The organism is Proteus penneri, from assembly GCF_022369495.1.
Lineage (GTDB): Bacteria > Pseudomonadota > Gammaproteobacteria > Enterobacterales > Enterobacteriaceae > Proteus > Proteus penneri.
The window spans coordinates 1,066,458-1,083,317 of the sequence record NZ_CP059690.1 but is presented as its reverse complement, the minus strand read 5'-3'; the positions used below and the strand labels follow the sequence as shown (position 1 = coordinate 1,083,317).

The 16,860-nt window shown below is 38.5% G+C and carries 13 protein-coding genes and 1 pseudogene; 4 read left to right on the top strand and 10 right to left on the bottom strand.

Annotated features, from left to right (window positions below; translation table 11 throughout):
* Positions 1 to 3: 3 nt before the first annotated feature.
* Genes fabD through yceD form a run of 5 tightly spaced genes read right to left on the bottom strand, consistent with a single transcriptional unit; the run spans position 4 to position 3,685 of the window.
* Positions 4 to 936, bottom strand: coding sequence for an ACP S-malonyltransferase (gene fabD / locus H1225_RS04815; protein WP_006537249.1), 933 nt, complete (start codon positions 934 to 936; stop codon positions 4 to 6).
* A 19-nt stretch (positions 937 to 955) separates the two neighbouring features.
* The gene (locus H1225_RS04810; protein WP_006537250.1) at positions 956 to 1,909 is read right to left on the bottom strand and encodes a beta-ketoacyl-ACP synthase III; all 954 of its coding nucleotides are present in this window, start codon (positions 1,907 to 1,909) and stop codon (positions 956 to 958) included.
* Between the two features lie 4 nt (positions 1,910 to 1,913).
* Complete coding sequence (gene plsX / locus H1225_RS04805; RefSeq protein ID WP_072062717.1) at positions 1,914 to 2,951, bottom strand: phosphate acyltransferase PlsX; 1,038 nt, start codon at positions 2,949 to 2,951, stop codon at positions 1,914 to 1,916.
* Between the two features lie 24 nt (positions 2,952 to 2,975).
* Positions 2,976 to 3,146, bottom strand: a complete 171-nt coding sequence (rpmF, locus tag H1225_RS04800) for a 50S ribosomal protein L32 (protein ID WP_006537252.1) — start codon at positions 3,144 to 3,146, stop codon at positions 2,976 to 2,978.
* 5 nt (positions 3,147 to 3,151) lie between these two features.
* On the bottom strand, positions 3,152 to 3,685 hold the full coding sequence (gene yceD / locus H1225_RS04795; RefSeq protein ID WP_006537253.1) for a 23S rRNA accumulation protein YceD: 534 nt from the start codon (positions 3,683 to 3,685) through the stop codon (positions 3,152 to 3,154).
* A 141-nt stretch (positions 3,686 to 3,826) separates the two neighbouring features.
* On the opposite strand from yceD, the pseudogene H1225_RS04790 reads away from it, so the two are divergent.
* Positions 3,827 to 4,426, top strand: a pseudogene (locus tag H1225_RS04790) (Maf family protein).
* 46 nt (positions 4,427 to 4,472) lie between these two features.
* Positions 4,473 to 4,874 carry a hypothetical protein gene (locus H1225_RS04785; protein ID WP_006537255.1) on the top strand — a complete coding sequence of 134 codons (402 nt, stop codon included), beginning with the start codon at positions 4,473 to 4,475 and terminating at the stop codon, positions 4,872 to 4,874.
* Positions 4,875 to 4,978: 104 nt separating this feature from the next.
* Here the strand turns inward: H1225_RS04785 and rluC are convergent, their stop codons facing one another.
* A complete protein-coding gene (rluC, locus tag H1225_RS04780) occupies positions 4,979 to 5,932 on the bottom strand; it encodes a 23S rRNA pseudouridine(955/2504/2580) synthase RluC (protein WP_006537256.1) in 954 nt (317 codons plus the stop codon).
* Positions 5,933 to 6,463: 531 nt separating this feature from the next.
* Between rluC and rne the strand changes: the two genes are divergently transcribed.
* A complete protein-coding gene (gene rne / locus H1225_RS04775; protein WP_239739523.1) occupies positions 6,464 to 9,967 on the top strand; it encodes a ribonuclease E in 3,504 nt (1,167 codons plus the stop codon).
* 187 nt (positions 9,968 to 10,154) lie between these two features.
* Here the strand turns inward: rne and tmaR are convergent, their stop codons facing one another.
* Together tmaR and H1225_RS04765 are read right to left on the bottom strand one after the other, a co-directional pair.
* Positions 10,155 to 10,493 (bottom strand): PTS system regulator TmaR, encoded by a 339-nt coding sequence (tmaR, locus tag H1225_RS04770; protein ID WP_006537261.1) that lies wholly within the window; start codon positions 10,491 to 10,493, stop codon positions 10,155 to 10,157.
* Between the two features lie 253 nt (positions 10,494 to 10,746).
* The gene (locus tag H1225_RS04765) at positions 10,747 to 12,009 is read right to left on the bottom strand and encodes an MFS transporter (protein WP_072062720.1); all 1,263 of its coding nucleotides are present in this window, start codon (positions 12,007 to 12,009) and stop codon (positions 10,747 to 10,749) included.
* A 357-nt stretch (positions 12,010 to 12,366) separates the two neighbouring features.
* On the opposite strand from H1225_RS04765, the gene sbcB reads away from it, so the two are divergent.
* A complete protein-coding gene (gene sbcB / locus H1225_RS04760; protein WP_109847707.1) occupies positions 12,367 to 13,797 on the top strand; it encodes an exodeoxyribonuclease I in 1,431 nt (476 codons plus the stop codon).
* Positions 13,798 to 13,864: 67 nt separating this feature from the next.
* On the opposite strand, the gene dld is transcribed toward sbcB, so the two are convergent.
* Positions 13,865 to 15,634 carry a D-lactate dehydrogenase gene (dld, locus tag H1225_RS04755; protein WP_239739522.1) on the bottom strand — a complete coding sequence of 590 codons (1,770 nt, stop codon included), beginning with the start codon at positions 15,632 to 15,634 and terminating at the stop codon, positions 13,865 to 13,867.
* Positions 15,635 to 15,866: 232 nt separating this feature from the next.
* On the bottom strand, positions 15,867 to 16,754 hold the full coding sequence (locus H1225_RS04750) for a LysR family transcriptional regulator (protein WP_161671328.1): 888 nt from the start codon (positions 16,752 to 16,754) through the stop codon (positions 15,867 to 15,869).
* Positions 16,755 to 16,860 lie beyond the last annotated feature (106 nt).

Genomic DNA, 16,860 nt, shown 5'->3' with positions numbered 1-16,860 from the left:
CCCTCAGTCATTTCCTAATGCAGCATCTAATGATGCAATATCATTAACTGCTGCAGCGTTCATTTCTTTAGAAATACGTTTGGTTAAACCAGTTAATACTTTTCCTGGACCGATTTCTAATAGTTGTGTGATGCCTTTTTCAGCGATAAATTCAACCGTTTCAGTCCAACGAACTGGGTTATAAAGCTGACGAACTAACGCATCACGGATAGCATTCGCATCAGTTTGCGCTTTCACATCAACGTTATTAACGACCTGAATTTCAGGTTGTTTAAATTCAATTTCTTGTAATGCAACCGCAAGCTTATCAGCAGCTGGCTTCATTAAAGCACAATGCGAAGGCACGCTTACTGCTAATGGTAAAGCACGTTTAGCCCCCGCTTCTTTACATAACACACCAGCGCGTTCTACGGCTTCTTTGTTACCTGCGATAACAACTTGGCCTGGTGAATTAAAGTTTACAGGTGAAACGACTTGTCCTTGCGCTGCTTCTTCACAAGCTTTTGCAATAGCGTCATTATCTAAACCGATAATCGCATACATTGCACCAGTGCCTGCTGGCACGGCTTCTTGCATCAGTTGACCACGTAATTCTACTAATTTAATTGCAGCAGCGAAATCAATAACTCCCGCACACACTAAAGCAGAATACTCACCAAGACTGTGACCTGCCATCATTTGTGGCATTTTGCCTTGTTTTTCTTGCCATACACGCCAGATTGCAACAGAAGCGGCTAATAACGCTGGCTGTGTTTTCCATGTTTTGTTTAACTCTTCTTCTGGACCATTCTGAACTAAGTCCCAAAGAGAGTAACCCAATACATCAGATGCTTGAGCGAATGTTTCAGTCACAATTGGATATTGCTCTGCAAGTTCTGCAAGCATTCCAACAGATTGTGATCCCTGTCCGGGAAAAACCATTGCAAAATCAGTCATATTTATTTTCCTGATAATATTAAAAACGGATAAGTGCAGAACCCCAAGTAAAACCGCCACCAAACGCTTCCAGTAAGATTAACTGACCACGTTGAATGCGATTATCTCTTACAGCTTCATCTAATGCTGTTGGGACTGATGCTGCTGACGTATTGCCGTGGCGATCTAATGTCACCACTACTTTATCCATTGTCATATCCAGCTTTTTCGCTGTCGCTGAAATAATTCTTAAATTTGCCTGATGAGGCACAAGCCAGTCCAGTTCAGATTTATCAATTTTGTTAGCTTCTAGTGTCTCATCCACAATGTGGGCAAGTTCACGAACTGCGACTTTAAAGACTTCATTTCCTGCCATGGTAACGTAAGCAGGTAAATCTTCATTTTCTTTACGCTGATAAGGTAATGCTAATAAATCACCAAAACGCCCATCTGAATGTAAATGGGTAGAAATAATACCTTCGTCTTCTGACGCCCCCACGACTGCTGCACCTGCTGCATCACCAAATAAAATAATGGTGCCACGATCGTTAGGATCTAACGCATGGGATAATCTATCAGCACCAATCACAAGAGCATGCTTAACAGAACCAGCTTTAATAAATTGATCAGCAATGCTTAATGCATAAACAAAGCCAGAACATGCAGCTGCAACGTCAAAAGCGATGCAATCATTGATACCTAAAGCATTTTGAATCTGACATGCTGCGCTTGGAAATGCATGTGAGCCTGATGTTGTAGCAACAACAATCAATCCAATGTCTTGCTTATCAATACCAGACATTTCTAGTGCTTTTTCAGCCGCACCCGCGCCCATCACAGCAACAGATTCTTCTTCTGTTGCAATCCGACGTTCATTAATACCTGTTCGGGTAACAATCCATTCGTCAGATGTTTCAACCATTTTTTCTAAATCGGCATTAGTTCGCACTTGTACAGGCAAGTAACTACCAGTACCTAAGATTTTTGTATACATTCTATCAATCGCTCTTGGGTAATACTGTTGTCAGTCGAGAAGCGATCCGTTCTGGGATTTTTCGCTCAACGGCATGAACAGCCTGTTCTATTGCTGCTGTAAACGCGCTTTCATTTGCGCCACCATGGCTCTTAATGACGATACCGCGTAATCCTAACAGAGAAGCACCGTTATACTGGTCGGGGTTCATGTGTCCAAAACGCTTAATTAGCCGTTTTTGTAACCACTTCTTCAATATTTTCATCCACCACGACGTTTTTTTATTTTCGGTAGTAGAAGATTTAATCAATGAAAGGAAAACTCGAATCACTCCTTCCATCGTTTTAAGAGAGACATTACCTGCGAAGCCGTCACACACCAATACATCTGTTTTGCCTGTCAGTAATTCATTACCTTCAACATAACCAATATAATTGATATTAGATGTCGATTTTAATACCGTAGCAGCTTCGCGGATATTATCTAATCCCTTACTCTCTTCTTCACCAATATTTAAAAGTGCCACTTTTGGTGAATCAATCCCTGCTATCTCTTCGGCCATCACTGCGCCCATTACCGCAAACTGCACTAGCATTTTGCTATCACAATTAACGTTAGCGCCTAAATCTAGAACAACCGTCTTACCTTTTTTCTGATTAGGTAATACCGAAACCAGTGCAGGACGTTCAATTCCATCGATAGCATTAAGTCGAAGTTTTGCTAATCCCATCAATACGCCAGTATTCCCTGCACTTACACAAGCCTGTGCTTCACCTGTTTTCACCAGATCAAGAGCCACTCGCATTGATGTACCTTTACTTGCTCTAATGGCTTGTGAAGGTTTGGCATCATTGGCGACAATATGTTCTGCGGGTATAACTTGTAAACGGGTGATTAGCTCAGCATTTTGATTTGCAAGCAGAGGGGAGATAGAGTCTGGTTGACCTACCAGCAATATTTTTAAATGAGGATTAGATGCCAGCGCCCGCAAACAAGCAGGCACTGTGATACGAGGACCGAAGTCCCCGCCCATCGCATCTAACGCTATGGTTAGATTTGTCAAGGTATCAACGAGCTATAAAGCTAATTACTTGTTGATAACCTTGCGGCCACGGTAGTAACCGTCAGCAGTTACATGGTGACGCAGGTGAGTTTCACCAGAAGTTTTGTCAACAGAAACCTGAGTTACTGTCAGTGCGTCATGAGAGCGACGCATACCACGTTTAGAACGAGTTGGTTTGTTTTGTTGTACGGCCATTGACCTTACTCCTTAGTACTTTTCTTTAAACTGGCTAATACGGCAAATGGATTTGGTTTCTCTGATAATTCTTCAGGGAGTTCACCAAACACCATATCCGCGTCGGACACTTCACAGTGTTCAAAATCATGTACCGGAACCACCGGCAAGTTGAGGATTATTTCATCTTCAATCATCGCCAGTAAATCTATTTCACCAAATTCGTTTACATCGACTGGTTCATATTCTTCCGGTAATGCCTCGGCCCGTTCATCACTGACAACAGGGCTAAAACAATATGTTGCGTGAACATGATACGGAAAATGGCCACCACAACGTTGACATTCTAAAGTCACATCCACATCGGAATGTCCTTTAATCACGGCAAGACGTTGATGGTCAATATCAAATGATAAAACCACATCAATATCACTGTCCACACTGACCACCGATTCAGCTAAGCGGCTTACTTGCTCTGGAGAATAATGACCGTCATAGTCTAAATTCTTTTGAGCTGCTCGCAGCGCATCAATGGTCAGGGGTAATTTTACCTTTTGCATAAGGCGCGCATATTATCTTTGTAATGGAATATAGTCAAAGAAAAAGGCGGGTTATCTACACCTTTCCACCAAAATTCGCTTTATCAGCGGCGCATAGTTTAGAATGTCAGGCATCATTTTGCTACGGATTTTAAAAAAAATATGTTGCCACTCGTTCTTGCGTCTACTTCACCCTTTCGAGCTCAGTTGCTGAAAAAGCTTGGAATGCCCTTTATACAGGCATCTCCCGATATTGACGAAACCCCGAAGCCCACTGAATGTGCTCAAGATCTTGTCAACCGCTTATCCTATGAAAAAGCCAGCGCTTTATAAGCAAAATTTCCACAACACCTTATAATTGGTTCTGATCAAGTTTGTGTGTTGAATGAAAAGATCACGGGAAAACCCAATAATTTTGATAATGCCTTTGCACAACTAAAACAAGCTTCAGGACAGTGTATCTCGTTCTACACCGGATTAACTGTATATAATAGCCTAACTTTAGAACATCAAACGCATTGTGAATTATTCCAAGTTTACTTTCGTCATTTAACTGATGAAGAAATTATCTGCTATTTAAATAAAGAAATGCCTTTTAATTGTGCTGGCAGTTTTAAATCTGAAGGGCTAGGCATTACTCTATTTGATAAGTTTGTCGGTGACGATCCAAATTCTTTAATTGGTTTACCACTTATCCGATTGAATAAAATGTTACTCTCACAAAGAATAAACCCATTATTTTTCTCTGATGATCAAAAATAAACCTGATCATCTTCATTTTTAATCTTATGTAGCGATAAAGCGTATTATGAATAAATTAACATCAGTCTTAACAGCTTTAGTGGTGGCAATAGCATTAGTGGGTTGTTCTGATGAAAAAGACACTGAAATTTCGACAACAAAAACAACTAACACAACAAATACTATCCAAGACAGTGTGATTTCAGACAAAAAAGATGACAGCACATCCTTATTTAAAAAGAATTTTGTCAGTAGTTGCATATTGGGTTCTGGTATTACCGATGATGCGTTAATTCCTCAAATTGCTGAAGTATGTGAATGTACTTACGACGGCATTATTAAAGATTACGGAATTACTGAATTTATCCGTGTAGATATGGAAATGCGCAAAAACGGTTCAACATCAATGCCTAAAGAGTGGAACATTGATAAAATTGTTGAGCAATGTATGACAAAAGTGGAAGGTTAACCCTATTTTCTATTCACTTTTTTAGTGGTTTAAGAAAAGCAATACGCCCAGCTAACTGGGCGCATTGGGTATTCAGATTTTCTGTCGAAATAAAAATTTTCGATTTAAGATTTTTGACTGCGTAATACTTGTAAACAATAGCGTAACTGATTATCCATTGGCGCTTCAATTCGCATTTGGTCACCTGTTGAAGGATGAGTAAATGTCAAAGAGCTTGCATGTAAAAATAAGCGATTAAGTTTTGTTCCTACCAATTGTGAATCAAAATCACGATCACCATAACGATCATCAAATGCAATAGGATGACCTGCATGTAATGTATGTACACGAATTTGGTGAGTTCTGCCTGTTACAGGACTTGCTTTCACAAGTGTGGCAAATTCAAAACGCTCTTCAACCTTAAAACGTGTCTCTGAAGGTTTTCCTTCATTGCTCACTTTAACCACTCGCTCACCGCTTTGAAGAATATTCTTCAATAACGGAGCCTGAACAACTTTAGTGTGGGATTGCCATTGACCACGCACTAAGGCTAAATAATCTTTTTGCATCTGTTTTAAGCGTAATTGCTCATGCAAAGCACGCAATGCTGAACGTTTTTTTGCAATTAACAACACACCCGATGTATCTCTATCAAGACGATGTACAAGCTCTAAAAAACGGGCTTCTGGACGCAATGCTCGTAAGCCTTCAATCACACCAAAGCTTAACCCACTTCCCCCATGAACAGCCGTGCCAGAAGGCTTATTGATAAGCATTAAGTGGTCATCTTCATATAAAATACAATTTGCCAACGCTGAGACTTTATCAAGTTTTGGTGATACAGCGACTTCTTCTTTTTCCGACACTCGCACAGGAGGAATACGGATGCTATCACCCGCATTGAGTTTATATTCAGGTTTAATTCGCCCTTTGTTAACTCGAACTTCCCCTTTACGAATAATTCGGTAAATCATACTTTTTGGTACACCTTTTAAGCGTGCCAGTAAAAAATTGTCGATACGCTGGCCTGCTTCATCGCCATCAATGGTGACGAACTGAACTTGATTAAATGATTTCATAGTGGCGATTCTTTGGCTCTCTTAAAATAAAAATAACAAACTACTTTGTGGTGTACAAAATAACATCAAATCTGTCGTCTATTTTAACCTGAATAATGGGAAAAAGACGAAACATTAGCTAATCTCTCATATTTATACAGAAAAAGTCACCAAAGCAGAAAAGTCATCTTGCTATAACCCTAACACCAATGGAATAATGCAGACTCTCCTGATTATGTTTATCAGGTATATTTATGAAAATTTTGTTTGTTTGATTTTCAAAATGCAGCAATGGCGTAAGACATAGTCGAAAATCAAACAATTTAGTATGCCACAAATACATCGCTTATTGAGTTGAAACATCGTTTTCAATTAAACAGTGCTGAATTTTTGAACTGAAAATCAGACTCACCGACATATTGCATCTCTATACAATCGACAACCGTGAGGTTGACGCATCTGTAAAAGACACGAGGTCATCGGTTATCAATAGTGTAATTACGTATGTTAGTGGCACATTATAAAACGTGAAAATAACGAGTAAGTCACAATATGAAAAGAATGTTAATTAACGCAACTCAGCAGGAAGAGTTGCGTGTTGCCCTTGTCGATGGGCAACGTTTGTACGATCTGGATATCGAAAGCCCCGGTCATGAACAGAAAAAAGCAAATATCTATAAAGGTAAAATTACTAGAATTGAACCCAGCCTAGAAGCCGCTTTTGTTGATTATGGTGCGGAACGCCACGGTTTCCTTCCTATCAAAGAAATAGCCCGCGAATACTTTCCTAGTAATTATCACTCTCATGGTCGTCCTAACATCAAAGATGTCTTAAAAGAAGGCCAGGAAGTTATTGTTCAAGTTGATAAAGAGGAGCGTGGTAATAAAGGTGCAGCATTAACCACTTTTATCAGCCTAGCAGGAAGTTATTTGGTCTTAATGCCAAATAATCCTCGTGCAGGTGGTATTTCTCGCCGTATCGAAGGTGAAGACCGTACTGAACTCAAAGAAGCTTTATCAAGCCTTGAAATCCCAGATGGCATGGGTCTGATTGTACGCACTGCTGGTGTCGGTAAATCGGCTGAAGCACTACAACAAGACTTAAGCTATCGTCTAAGACATTGGGATGCTATTAAGAAAGCAGCAGAGAATCGCCCTGCTCCATTCTTAATCCATCAGGAAAGTAACGTAATCGTTCGTGCATTCCGCGACTACTTACGTCCTGATATTGGTGAGATTTTAATTGATAACGCAAAAGTCGTTGAAATGGCGCGTAGCCATATTGAGGCGATTGGTCGTGGTGATTTTGCTAGCAAAATTCGCCATTACACAGGTGCAGTTCCTCTATTTAGCCATTATCAAATTGAATCACAGATTGAATCTGCGTTTCAACGTGAAGTTCGCCTACCTTCTGGTGGCGCTTTAGTTATTGATACAACTGAAGCATTAACGGCGATTGATATTAACTCCTCTCGTTCAACGCGTGGTGGTGATATCGAAGAAACAGCATTCAATACTAACTTAGAAGCTGCTGACGAAATTGCACGTCAATTACGTTTACGCGACCTCGGTGGTTTAATTGTTATCGACTTTATCGACATGACGCCGGTGCGCCATCAGCGTGAAGTTGAAAACAGAATGCGCGAAGCTGTTCGCCAAGATCGTGCTCGCATTCAAATTGGACGTATCTCTCGCTTTGGCTTATTAGAGATGTCTCGTCAACGTTTAAGCCCTTCATTAGGTGAATCAAGCCATCACGTTTGTCCTCGTTGCTTAGGCACTGGTACTATTCGTGATAACGAATCACTGTCACTTTCTGTGTTACGTCTTATCGAAGAAGAAGCACTTAAAGAAAATACCCATGAAGTGCATGCGATTGTACCTGTTCAAATCGCCTCTTATTTGCTTAACGAAAAACGAAAAGCTGTAACTGATATTGAATTACGTCAATCTAATGTCAAAGTGGTTATTGTTCCTAATGACCAAATGCAAACGCCGCATTTCTCTGTTATTCGTGTGCGTAAGGGCGAAGAAATTACCTCTCTAAGCTACAACTTAGCCCAATTCCATGAAAGTCAGTTAAATGAAGCTGAGGACGATGTTGTTACAGAACGTAAAGCGCCTGAACAACCTGCTATTTCAGCTTTTGGATTGCAAGAAGAAGACACGTCAGAAGCGACGACGAAAAGTAAAAAAGCCCCTCAACCCCAAGCTAAAACTACTAAAACAGAACAAGCTCAAGCTACAGGTTTCTTTAGCTCTATCGCCAAATTCTTCTCTAACTTATTTAGTAGCGAACCAGAGCCTGTGGTAACACAAGAAAAACCACAGGAAAATAAGAAAGAGAATAACGAAAATCGTCGTGAACGTCGTAATAACAATAATCGACGTAACAACAATAATCGCCGTGACCGTGATAACGATCGTAATCGTGATAATGCAAATAGCGAAGACAATCGCAAGAATCGCAATCAAAAAACACAAGCGACACCAACAACTGAAGTTAGCAGTGAACAAGAGATTGCAGAACGCGAAGCACGTCGTCAGCAGCGTCGTGAACAACGTGCTGAACAACGTCGTCGTCAAGAAGAAAAACGTCAACAACAAGAAGCGGCTAAAGCTCAAGCTGCTCTGGCTGAAAATGATACCGTTGCAAAAGACAGTGCTAATGAGAAGAAAGAAGAACCTCGTCGCCCTGTTATGCAACGCCGTAATCGTCGTCAATTAACACAATCTGTACGTGTGACTGACAATGATAATGCATCAACAGTTGTGCCAGCTACGACGGAAAAAGCAGTTTCTGAACCACCAGTTGCAACAACACAAACGAAAGTTGCACCAACTGAAAAATCAGCACCTAAAGCAGTCACTGTTGCAAACGTTGAAACTAATGAAGCTCAAGCTGTAAAAGCATTACCTGATGCAACTAAATCACAAGATGAGAATAAGAACGAAGATAATAACGGACAGGATAATGTTATGCCTCGTCGTTCTCGCCGTTCACCTCGTCATTTACGTGTAAGTGGTCAACGTCGTCGTCGCTATCGTGATGAACGAACTTTAACCGTATCACCAATGCCTTTGGCAATGGCGGTTGCTTCTCCTGAACTTGCTTCAGGTAAAGTCTTCATTCACTATCCAATCACACCAATAAGTGATGCACCATTTATTGAAAATAATGTTGAAAACAACAATGACGTTTCTGTTGGAAACCACATTATTACTCATAAAGATCCACAAATGGTAGCTATCACACCAGCGGTTTCAGAAGCCATTGTGGCAAAAGTGGAACAAGCGGATACCACAGAATCCACCTACACTGTAACTGTTAGCTCTGAATCAACCACTGAAGCTGTTGCTGAAATTATTGCAGTAGAGCCACAATTAGCACCTGCAGAAGCAAATAACATTGAGAACCAAGTTGAAGAAAGTGTTGTCAACAACGTTATCGATGATGTGAATACCGAAGAGCATGTTACTCGTAAAGAAAATATTTCTGCGGTATTAAACACAACCGAGGCTTATATGCATGAAGCTTCACAACAAGCAGAAACAGATGCAGTGACTGAAAACGTGACACAAGAAGTCATTGCACCAGTAGAACGCGAAGTGACTGAAACATCTACTTCTGAGCCTCAAGTTGTTGCTACTTCAGTTACAACCGAAGAAACAACTGAGCAACATAAAGAAAGTGATGTTGAAACAGTTGCTGAAACAGTTGCTGAAACAGTTGCTGAGCCTATCGTTGAAACGGTTATTGAAAGTCAGCCTGAAGAAAATGAGAGTGCAACACCTACAGTAGAAGCAGAGTCTGTACCAGTAAAAGAAAGCAAACCTACAGCCGTGATTATTCGTCAAGAGCCGGTAGTACGCCAACTTCATGCAAGTGCACCAATGACAAAAGCGCCAGCATCTGATGAACCTACTGTCGCAATTGAGATCAAAGCGTGGGAAGCACGTCCTGCTTTTGATAAGAAAGGCCGCACAGGTGCCGGTGGACATTGTTCTACTAATCACGCTTCTTCAGAAATGGCAAAAGCTGAAAGTCAAAACTGATAATAAGGTGTTATTAAGAATATCTTGATAATACTTCTAAATTAAGAACCCACTTTGAGTGGGTTCTTTTTTTTGGAGATAACTATTAGTAAATTAACTTAGTACTTATTAAGGTTAAGGTAAAAATAAAAAAGACCTCTAAATATTCAATTCAGAGGCCTTCAATCTTTTATTCTTAGTAAAGCAATCAGTCTTTTAGATCAGGAATATTTTTAATTTCACCCATCGCTTTTAACTGTTTAGAAAGCTCACGGCGTTCTTTAGACAGGTCTGCATTTTTAATAATGTAATCGTCAACACGATCATCATAGTCACTACGCATGTTCGCAATAATACCCAGTACATCTTCAATTGACATACCCGGTTTAATGTATTCACTTAAGTTGTCTAACAAAAGAACACGTTTTTGGTTATCACGGATCTTTTTCTCATTGTCAGTGATCTCACGACGGATTTTGTTTTTACGACGATACATACGCACAAACTCCAGTACGTTTTGGAAAGACGGCTTGTTTGCGTTATCCATTTCCTACACCTTTACAATTGATATTTAAGATAAATAGTTCTGTTTAAGATTATCGCTTAATCGTGTCAATAAACAAGCAAAGTTTACAAATTTAATTGATTTTACTTAATTAACAATTAATTAGGATGATATATTAATAAATATAGTCAACATTCTTTAACCCGTAAATGTTCACTTAATTAATGATAAGAAAATGGCTACACATTTTTACTGGTAGCCTAATCGACACAACAAAGGATAAATTAATGAGCAACTAAATAAGTTGTGCTTTATTTTTATCTTCATGTTGTAAGCCATCAAGTTGCTGTAACGCTTTCGCATCTGAACGCAAAAATACAGCTGAGAGAAGTGTTGTCCCTATCACAATACATCCCATCACCATATAAGTTGGTGCAAACCCATAATGATCATACCCATAACCAGCCAATGGAGATAATAATGTCGCGACAATAGAGCTCACACATTGAAAACCGACTAAATAAAGTGTTGAAGATAAACGTTTATCAAAATGTTGGCTGTTATATTTAAAAATTGAAATTAATAAAATCGGCAGTTCAACAGCATGTAATAATTTCATACAAGAGATCAAGACAGGCCCTTCGACTAGTCCTGAGCCAATAATACGTGCAGCCATAACACTGCTTGCCAGTAATAAACCGTTTTTAGCACCTATTCTATTTACAAGGAAAGGCGCGATAAACATACCACCAGCTTCTAAGAATACCTGCAATGAATTCAGATACCCGTACATCTCATTCCCCTGTTGTAAAGTCGCAAATTGCGATGAGAAGAAGACGGGAAACTGTTGGTCATAAACCCCATAAACACAAGTGCCAATAACAAACAAAATAAGTGCCCAAAAACGAGGTAATGAAAGTAAATTCAGTGCATCTTTTATAGTAATAGCCGATGTTTTTCCATGCTCTAATTGATTAAATGCGTCTGATTTATCAGTTTTTAACAGCGCTAAAAGAATTAAGAACACAACACCAGAAATAGAAGCCATCACAAAATTGTAATTAGGATCGATATTTATATTGTGTCCTGCAATAAATGTTGCAGATGCCCAACCCAATGATCCCCACATTCTTGCCCTACCGTATTCAAAACCGCGAATACGACTAACACGCTCTGTATATGACTCTAATACGCCAATACCTGCGTTAAAAGTCATACCTACATATAAGCCCCCTAAAATCGATCCAACAAAAATATTCCAACGTAATATTGATGCGAAACCTAGAAAAAATGGTCCAGAAAGAATAAGTAATACTGCAATCACTAATAATAAATTCTTTCTTAGCCCTAATTTATCTTGAATAAAGCCATATAAAGGTTGAGCACATAATGCAATCAAAGAAATAGCAGAGAATATTAATCCCGTATCAGTCGCTTTTAATCCTACATACTGATTTAACCAAATGGAAACTAATGAAAATGATGAAGACCAGGTAAAAAAGAAGAAAAATAACAACGCGCTTAAGATCGCATAGTATTTTTTTGAGTCTTTGTTCATTTGTTGAGCGCCTTATAAAGTCATTTCACCTTTAAATGTTAACGTTAACTTTTGGATTCACAAACAATTATGTCGCTTTAATGTGATATGAAGCACATAAGTTAACGTTAACAATTTAAGTTATGTGTTCTGGATCTACTTTCTTCTTTTATCTTAGTGGCTTAGTGTTAAAGATACAAATAAGTACTCTTTTTAGAAAAAAAGCCTACATTTATATTCTATCACTTTCAAATAAAACCATTTGCATAGGATATTTCACGTTTACCACATTATGGTTTACCATGGTTTCAATTAAACCCAATACAACTCATTGAGTAATGATTGAAAAAATCATCAGTAAATTTACGGTAGGAAACCTTGTCTAATTCAGCGAAAACGTCCACATTTTACATCCATGACTACGAGACCTTTGGTACACACCCAGCGCTAGATCGCCCTGCTCAATTTGCGGGTATAAGAACTGATATGGATTTCAACATAATTGAAGATCCTCTCGTTATTTATTGCAAACCTAATGACGATTATTTACCCCATCCCGAAGCGGTAATGATCACGGGGATCACCCCACAAATTGCGGCAAAAAATGGGTTAATTGAAGCTGAGTTTACGCGTCAAATTCATCAAGCTTTTAGTCAACCTAATAGCTGTATTATGGGTTATAACAACCTTCGATTTGATGACGAAGTAACCCGTAATATCCTTTATCGTAATTTTTATGATCCTTATGCCTATAGTTGGCAAAAAGGAAATTCTCGGTGGGATTTGCTCGATGTTTTACGAGCCTGTTATGCACTGCGTCCAGAAGGTATTGTTTGGCCTGAAAATGAAGACGGTTTCCCAAGCTTTCGTCTAGAGCTATTAACCAAAGCCAATGGCATCTCTCATGAGAATGCACATGATGCAATGTCTGATGTCTACGCCACCATTGCGATGGCAAAAAAATTGAAACAAGCTCAACCGCGTATGTTTGATTATTTCTTCAATTTGCGCGATAAACGTAAAGTTCAGGCATTAATTGATATTCCCGCCATGACGCCAATTGTACATGTTTCAGGTATGTTTGGTGCGGCTCGTTCTAATTTAAGTCTTGTAGCACCATTGGCATGGCACCCTGATAATCGTAATGCTGTTATTGTGTGCGATTTATCTGCGGATATATCCCCGCTATTAACCTTAACATCAGACCAATTACGAGAGCGTTTATATACGCCACGCAGTGAATTGGCAGTTGATGAACCCCCTGTTCCAATTAAATTGCTGCATATTAATAAATGCCCTATTGTGGCTCCACAAAATACATTAAGACCACAAGATGCAGATAGAATTGGTTTAGATGTTGATACTTGTTTAAACAATCAAGCCATTTTATTTTCACATCCTGAAATACGTAATAAAGTCGTAGAACTCTTCGCTCAACAAACTCCTTTTGTTGTCTCTGATGATGTTGATTCTCAAATTTATAATGGCTTTTTCAGTGAAAATGATCGTAGTGCGATGGAAATTATTCGCTCAACGCAACCACAAAATTTACCTGCTTTAGATTTAACATTTGAAGATGCGAGAATGGAGCCGCTATTTTTCCGTTATCGTGCGAGAAATTATCCTTCTACTCTCAATTATGATGAGCAACAACGTTGGTTAGCACATAGAAAAGAGATGTTAACACCAGAGAAGCTGAATGAATATATCAATACAATCCAGCTATTAGCAGAAAAATATAGCGATAACGAAGAGAAACTAAAACAACTACAAGAGCTTTATCTATATGCTCAAGATATTGCAAGTTAGACAATAAGATAAAAGGCAGGTTTTATCCTGCCTTTCTTTTTAACTTAATAAACACGACACAAAGCGATTATTTTTTGGTTTCAATACTTTCAGTTTTAACCTCAGAGTGAGCCTGCCCACATCCACACTCTTCTCCCCAATATTTCAATTTCGAGGTTTTACCTATACCTGGGTTCATACTATTGGTTGGATCGTTATGTTTATAGAACGCTTTTAATTGAGGCTTGGCATAATACATATGACCTACATTATGCTCTGCGGGATACTCTGCCCCACGTTTATCTAATAACGCTAACATTTCTGCTTTTAGCGCCTTCGCATCAACACCTTTTTTAATAATGTAGTCTTGATGCATAACGTGACACATAAAATGTCCACAATAGAGTTTATAAAGTAATTTGCTTTCTATTTCTGGTGGTAATTTTTCAAACCAATCTCTGTCATTACGGCGCAATGCAATATCTAATGGCAATACATCTTCTACGTCATTCACATGTACAGCGTGATAACGGACAGCAGCACCGGCAGCGGCAAAACGATGCAAAAAGGCTTTATTTCCCTCTTCTTCAGTACATTCGAAATAATCACCTGAAGCTTGTTTAAAGTATTCTTTTAAATAAGTTGCAGCTTCTTCAATTCCATCATCTGCCATTCTTAACATGAGATGATGTTCATATTTATCACGAAAGTCTGTCATGCGCTCTGGTAAATGAGCAGGCCATAATTTGTTCATAAACTGCATGGTTCTATCCACCAGATTTTTAGGTAAAAAAGGAACTTTATTTAATACCGCATCTACTCGCCCTTTTACGGCAAATAATATTGGCATTTTATCTGTGCCTAATTTATCAATCACCAAAAACGTATCTTTTCCATACACTTCAGCCATTTTATAATAGCTTCTATGCATATATTCCCCAGCAACAGGTAATTTTTTAAAATGACTTAAGATATGACGACGAATATCTTCTAGTTCGTCCGGATTATTAGTACCAATATAAAAGACTTGAGTACGATGATCCGCAGGGAATGTATCTAATCGCACAGCAAATACAGATAATTTACCCGCACTACCCGCAGCCTCATATAAACGGCGTTCATCATTATTAAATCGAGAAGGCGTATTGGCATCTACATCACGCACACGTTCATGATATTCATGATCAGAGGCTAATTTCTCTGTCATTTGTATCTGATCCTCGTGATAATGGCGATTATCTAAATTGGTTAATATTTCTTCTGGAGTCTCGCCTAAATCAATACCTAAATGGTTAACTAATTCAGCTTCGCCCTCTTCATTCACACGAGCATATAGTGATAATTCGGTATAAGCAGGCCCTCGACGAACTAAAGCTCCGCCGGAGTTATTACAGATCCCGCCAATAACAGAAGCACCAATACAAGACGAGCCAATAACAGAGTGTGGTTCACGCCCCAATGGCTTCAATACTTTTTCTAAATGCCACAGCGTACTACCAGGAAAGGCAATAACTTGATTATGCTCTGAAAGAACCTGTATTTTATCTTGGCGCAATGTACTAATAATCACGATATCTCTATCATAATCATCACCATTAGGTGTCGAACCTTCGGTTAATCCCGTATTCGCCGCTTGCATAATAATAATTTTATCAGCTTCAACACAGGTTTTAAAAACACGCCATTGTTCTAATAAATTGGCAGGAAATACAACTGCTAATGCCTTGCCTTGTCCTGAACGAAAGCCTTTACGATAACGTTCTGTTTTATGTGCTTGTGTTAATACCTGTTTTTTACCAACAATACTTTCAAGTTTACGAATAAAATGTTGATTTACAGAGCTATTACTCTCATTCATTTTCCCTATCCTATTCCTGTCTTGTCTGATTAATTTGTATTTTGCTCGCTTTTATTATTACTCATAAGGCTACGTGCAAAATATAAACTTATCATTTATATAACTGCTTTTATACAGCTATTCATATTTCCCCAAAAAACAACATATTTTATGTCCAGCCATTTTTGTTATTTAAAAATATTTTTGATATTTATTTCTTAAATAGAATATAGATAAGCCTCAATTTGCTATTTTATTCTATTATTAGCTTTTCTCTTGCTAGCCGCTCCCATGCTCGGCAACTTCGACTTTTATAACTATTTTTATTATTTGCTAATGCCAATTGATATGACAATGTAGGTTCAATAACAGGAAGTACCACTAAATCATCAATGGGATTTTTATTACACATACTTCCAGGCAGTAGCGTTACACCGACACCCGCTTTTACCATCGCTATAATTAAATCTAAATGATTACTACGTCCTGCAATAATAGGCTTTGTATTATAAATACCGCAGGCACTATAAACTAAATCATTAATACGAAAATCTTCAGAGAAAAAAATAAACGGTTCATTAATCAACTCTTTAAAATGTACTTCTTTTTTGATGGCCAAAGGATGTGATGGAGAGACTAATAGCATCAAGCTTTCTTCTGAAAAAGGTGTTAATTCAAATATGTCATTATTAAAAGGTAATACTACGGCCGCTGTTTCCACTTTTCCCTCTATCATTGCTTCTGCCATTTGTTTAGTTCCCAATTCAAATATTTTTAGTTCAACCTGAGGGTGTAGAGAACTAAATGCCATAATAATATCGGCAAAATACGTCGAAGCTATTACCGGAGGTAATCCCACATTTAATGTCCCTGTCAATGGCCCTGACTTGTCTTGTATCGCTTTATTCATACTATTAAATTGTGCGAGTATTTTTTTTGCATGTTCAAAAAGTATCGCGCCATCATCCGTTAACCTTACGCCATCGACTTCTCTTACTAATAAAATAACACCTAATTCATTTTCTAATTTTTTAATACTACGACTAATTGCAGGCTGAGTAATAAATAGAGCATCAGCAGCTCGGCTAAAGCCATTTAATTGGACGACTTCAACAAAATAACGTAATGCACGAATATCCATTAGTCACATTTACCTTATTACATTTAGTTATACCACCAATAATAATAAACCATTTCATATTGATTTATATCCGCGGTAAAACATTAAACATAATATAAATGAATAA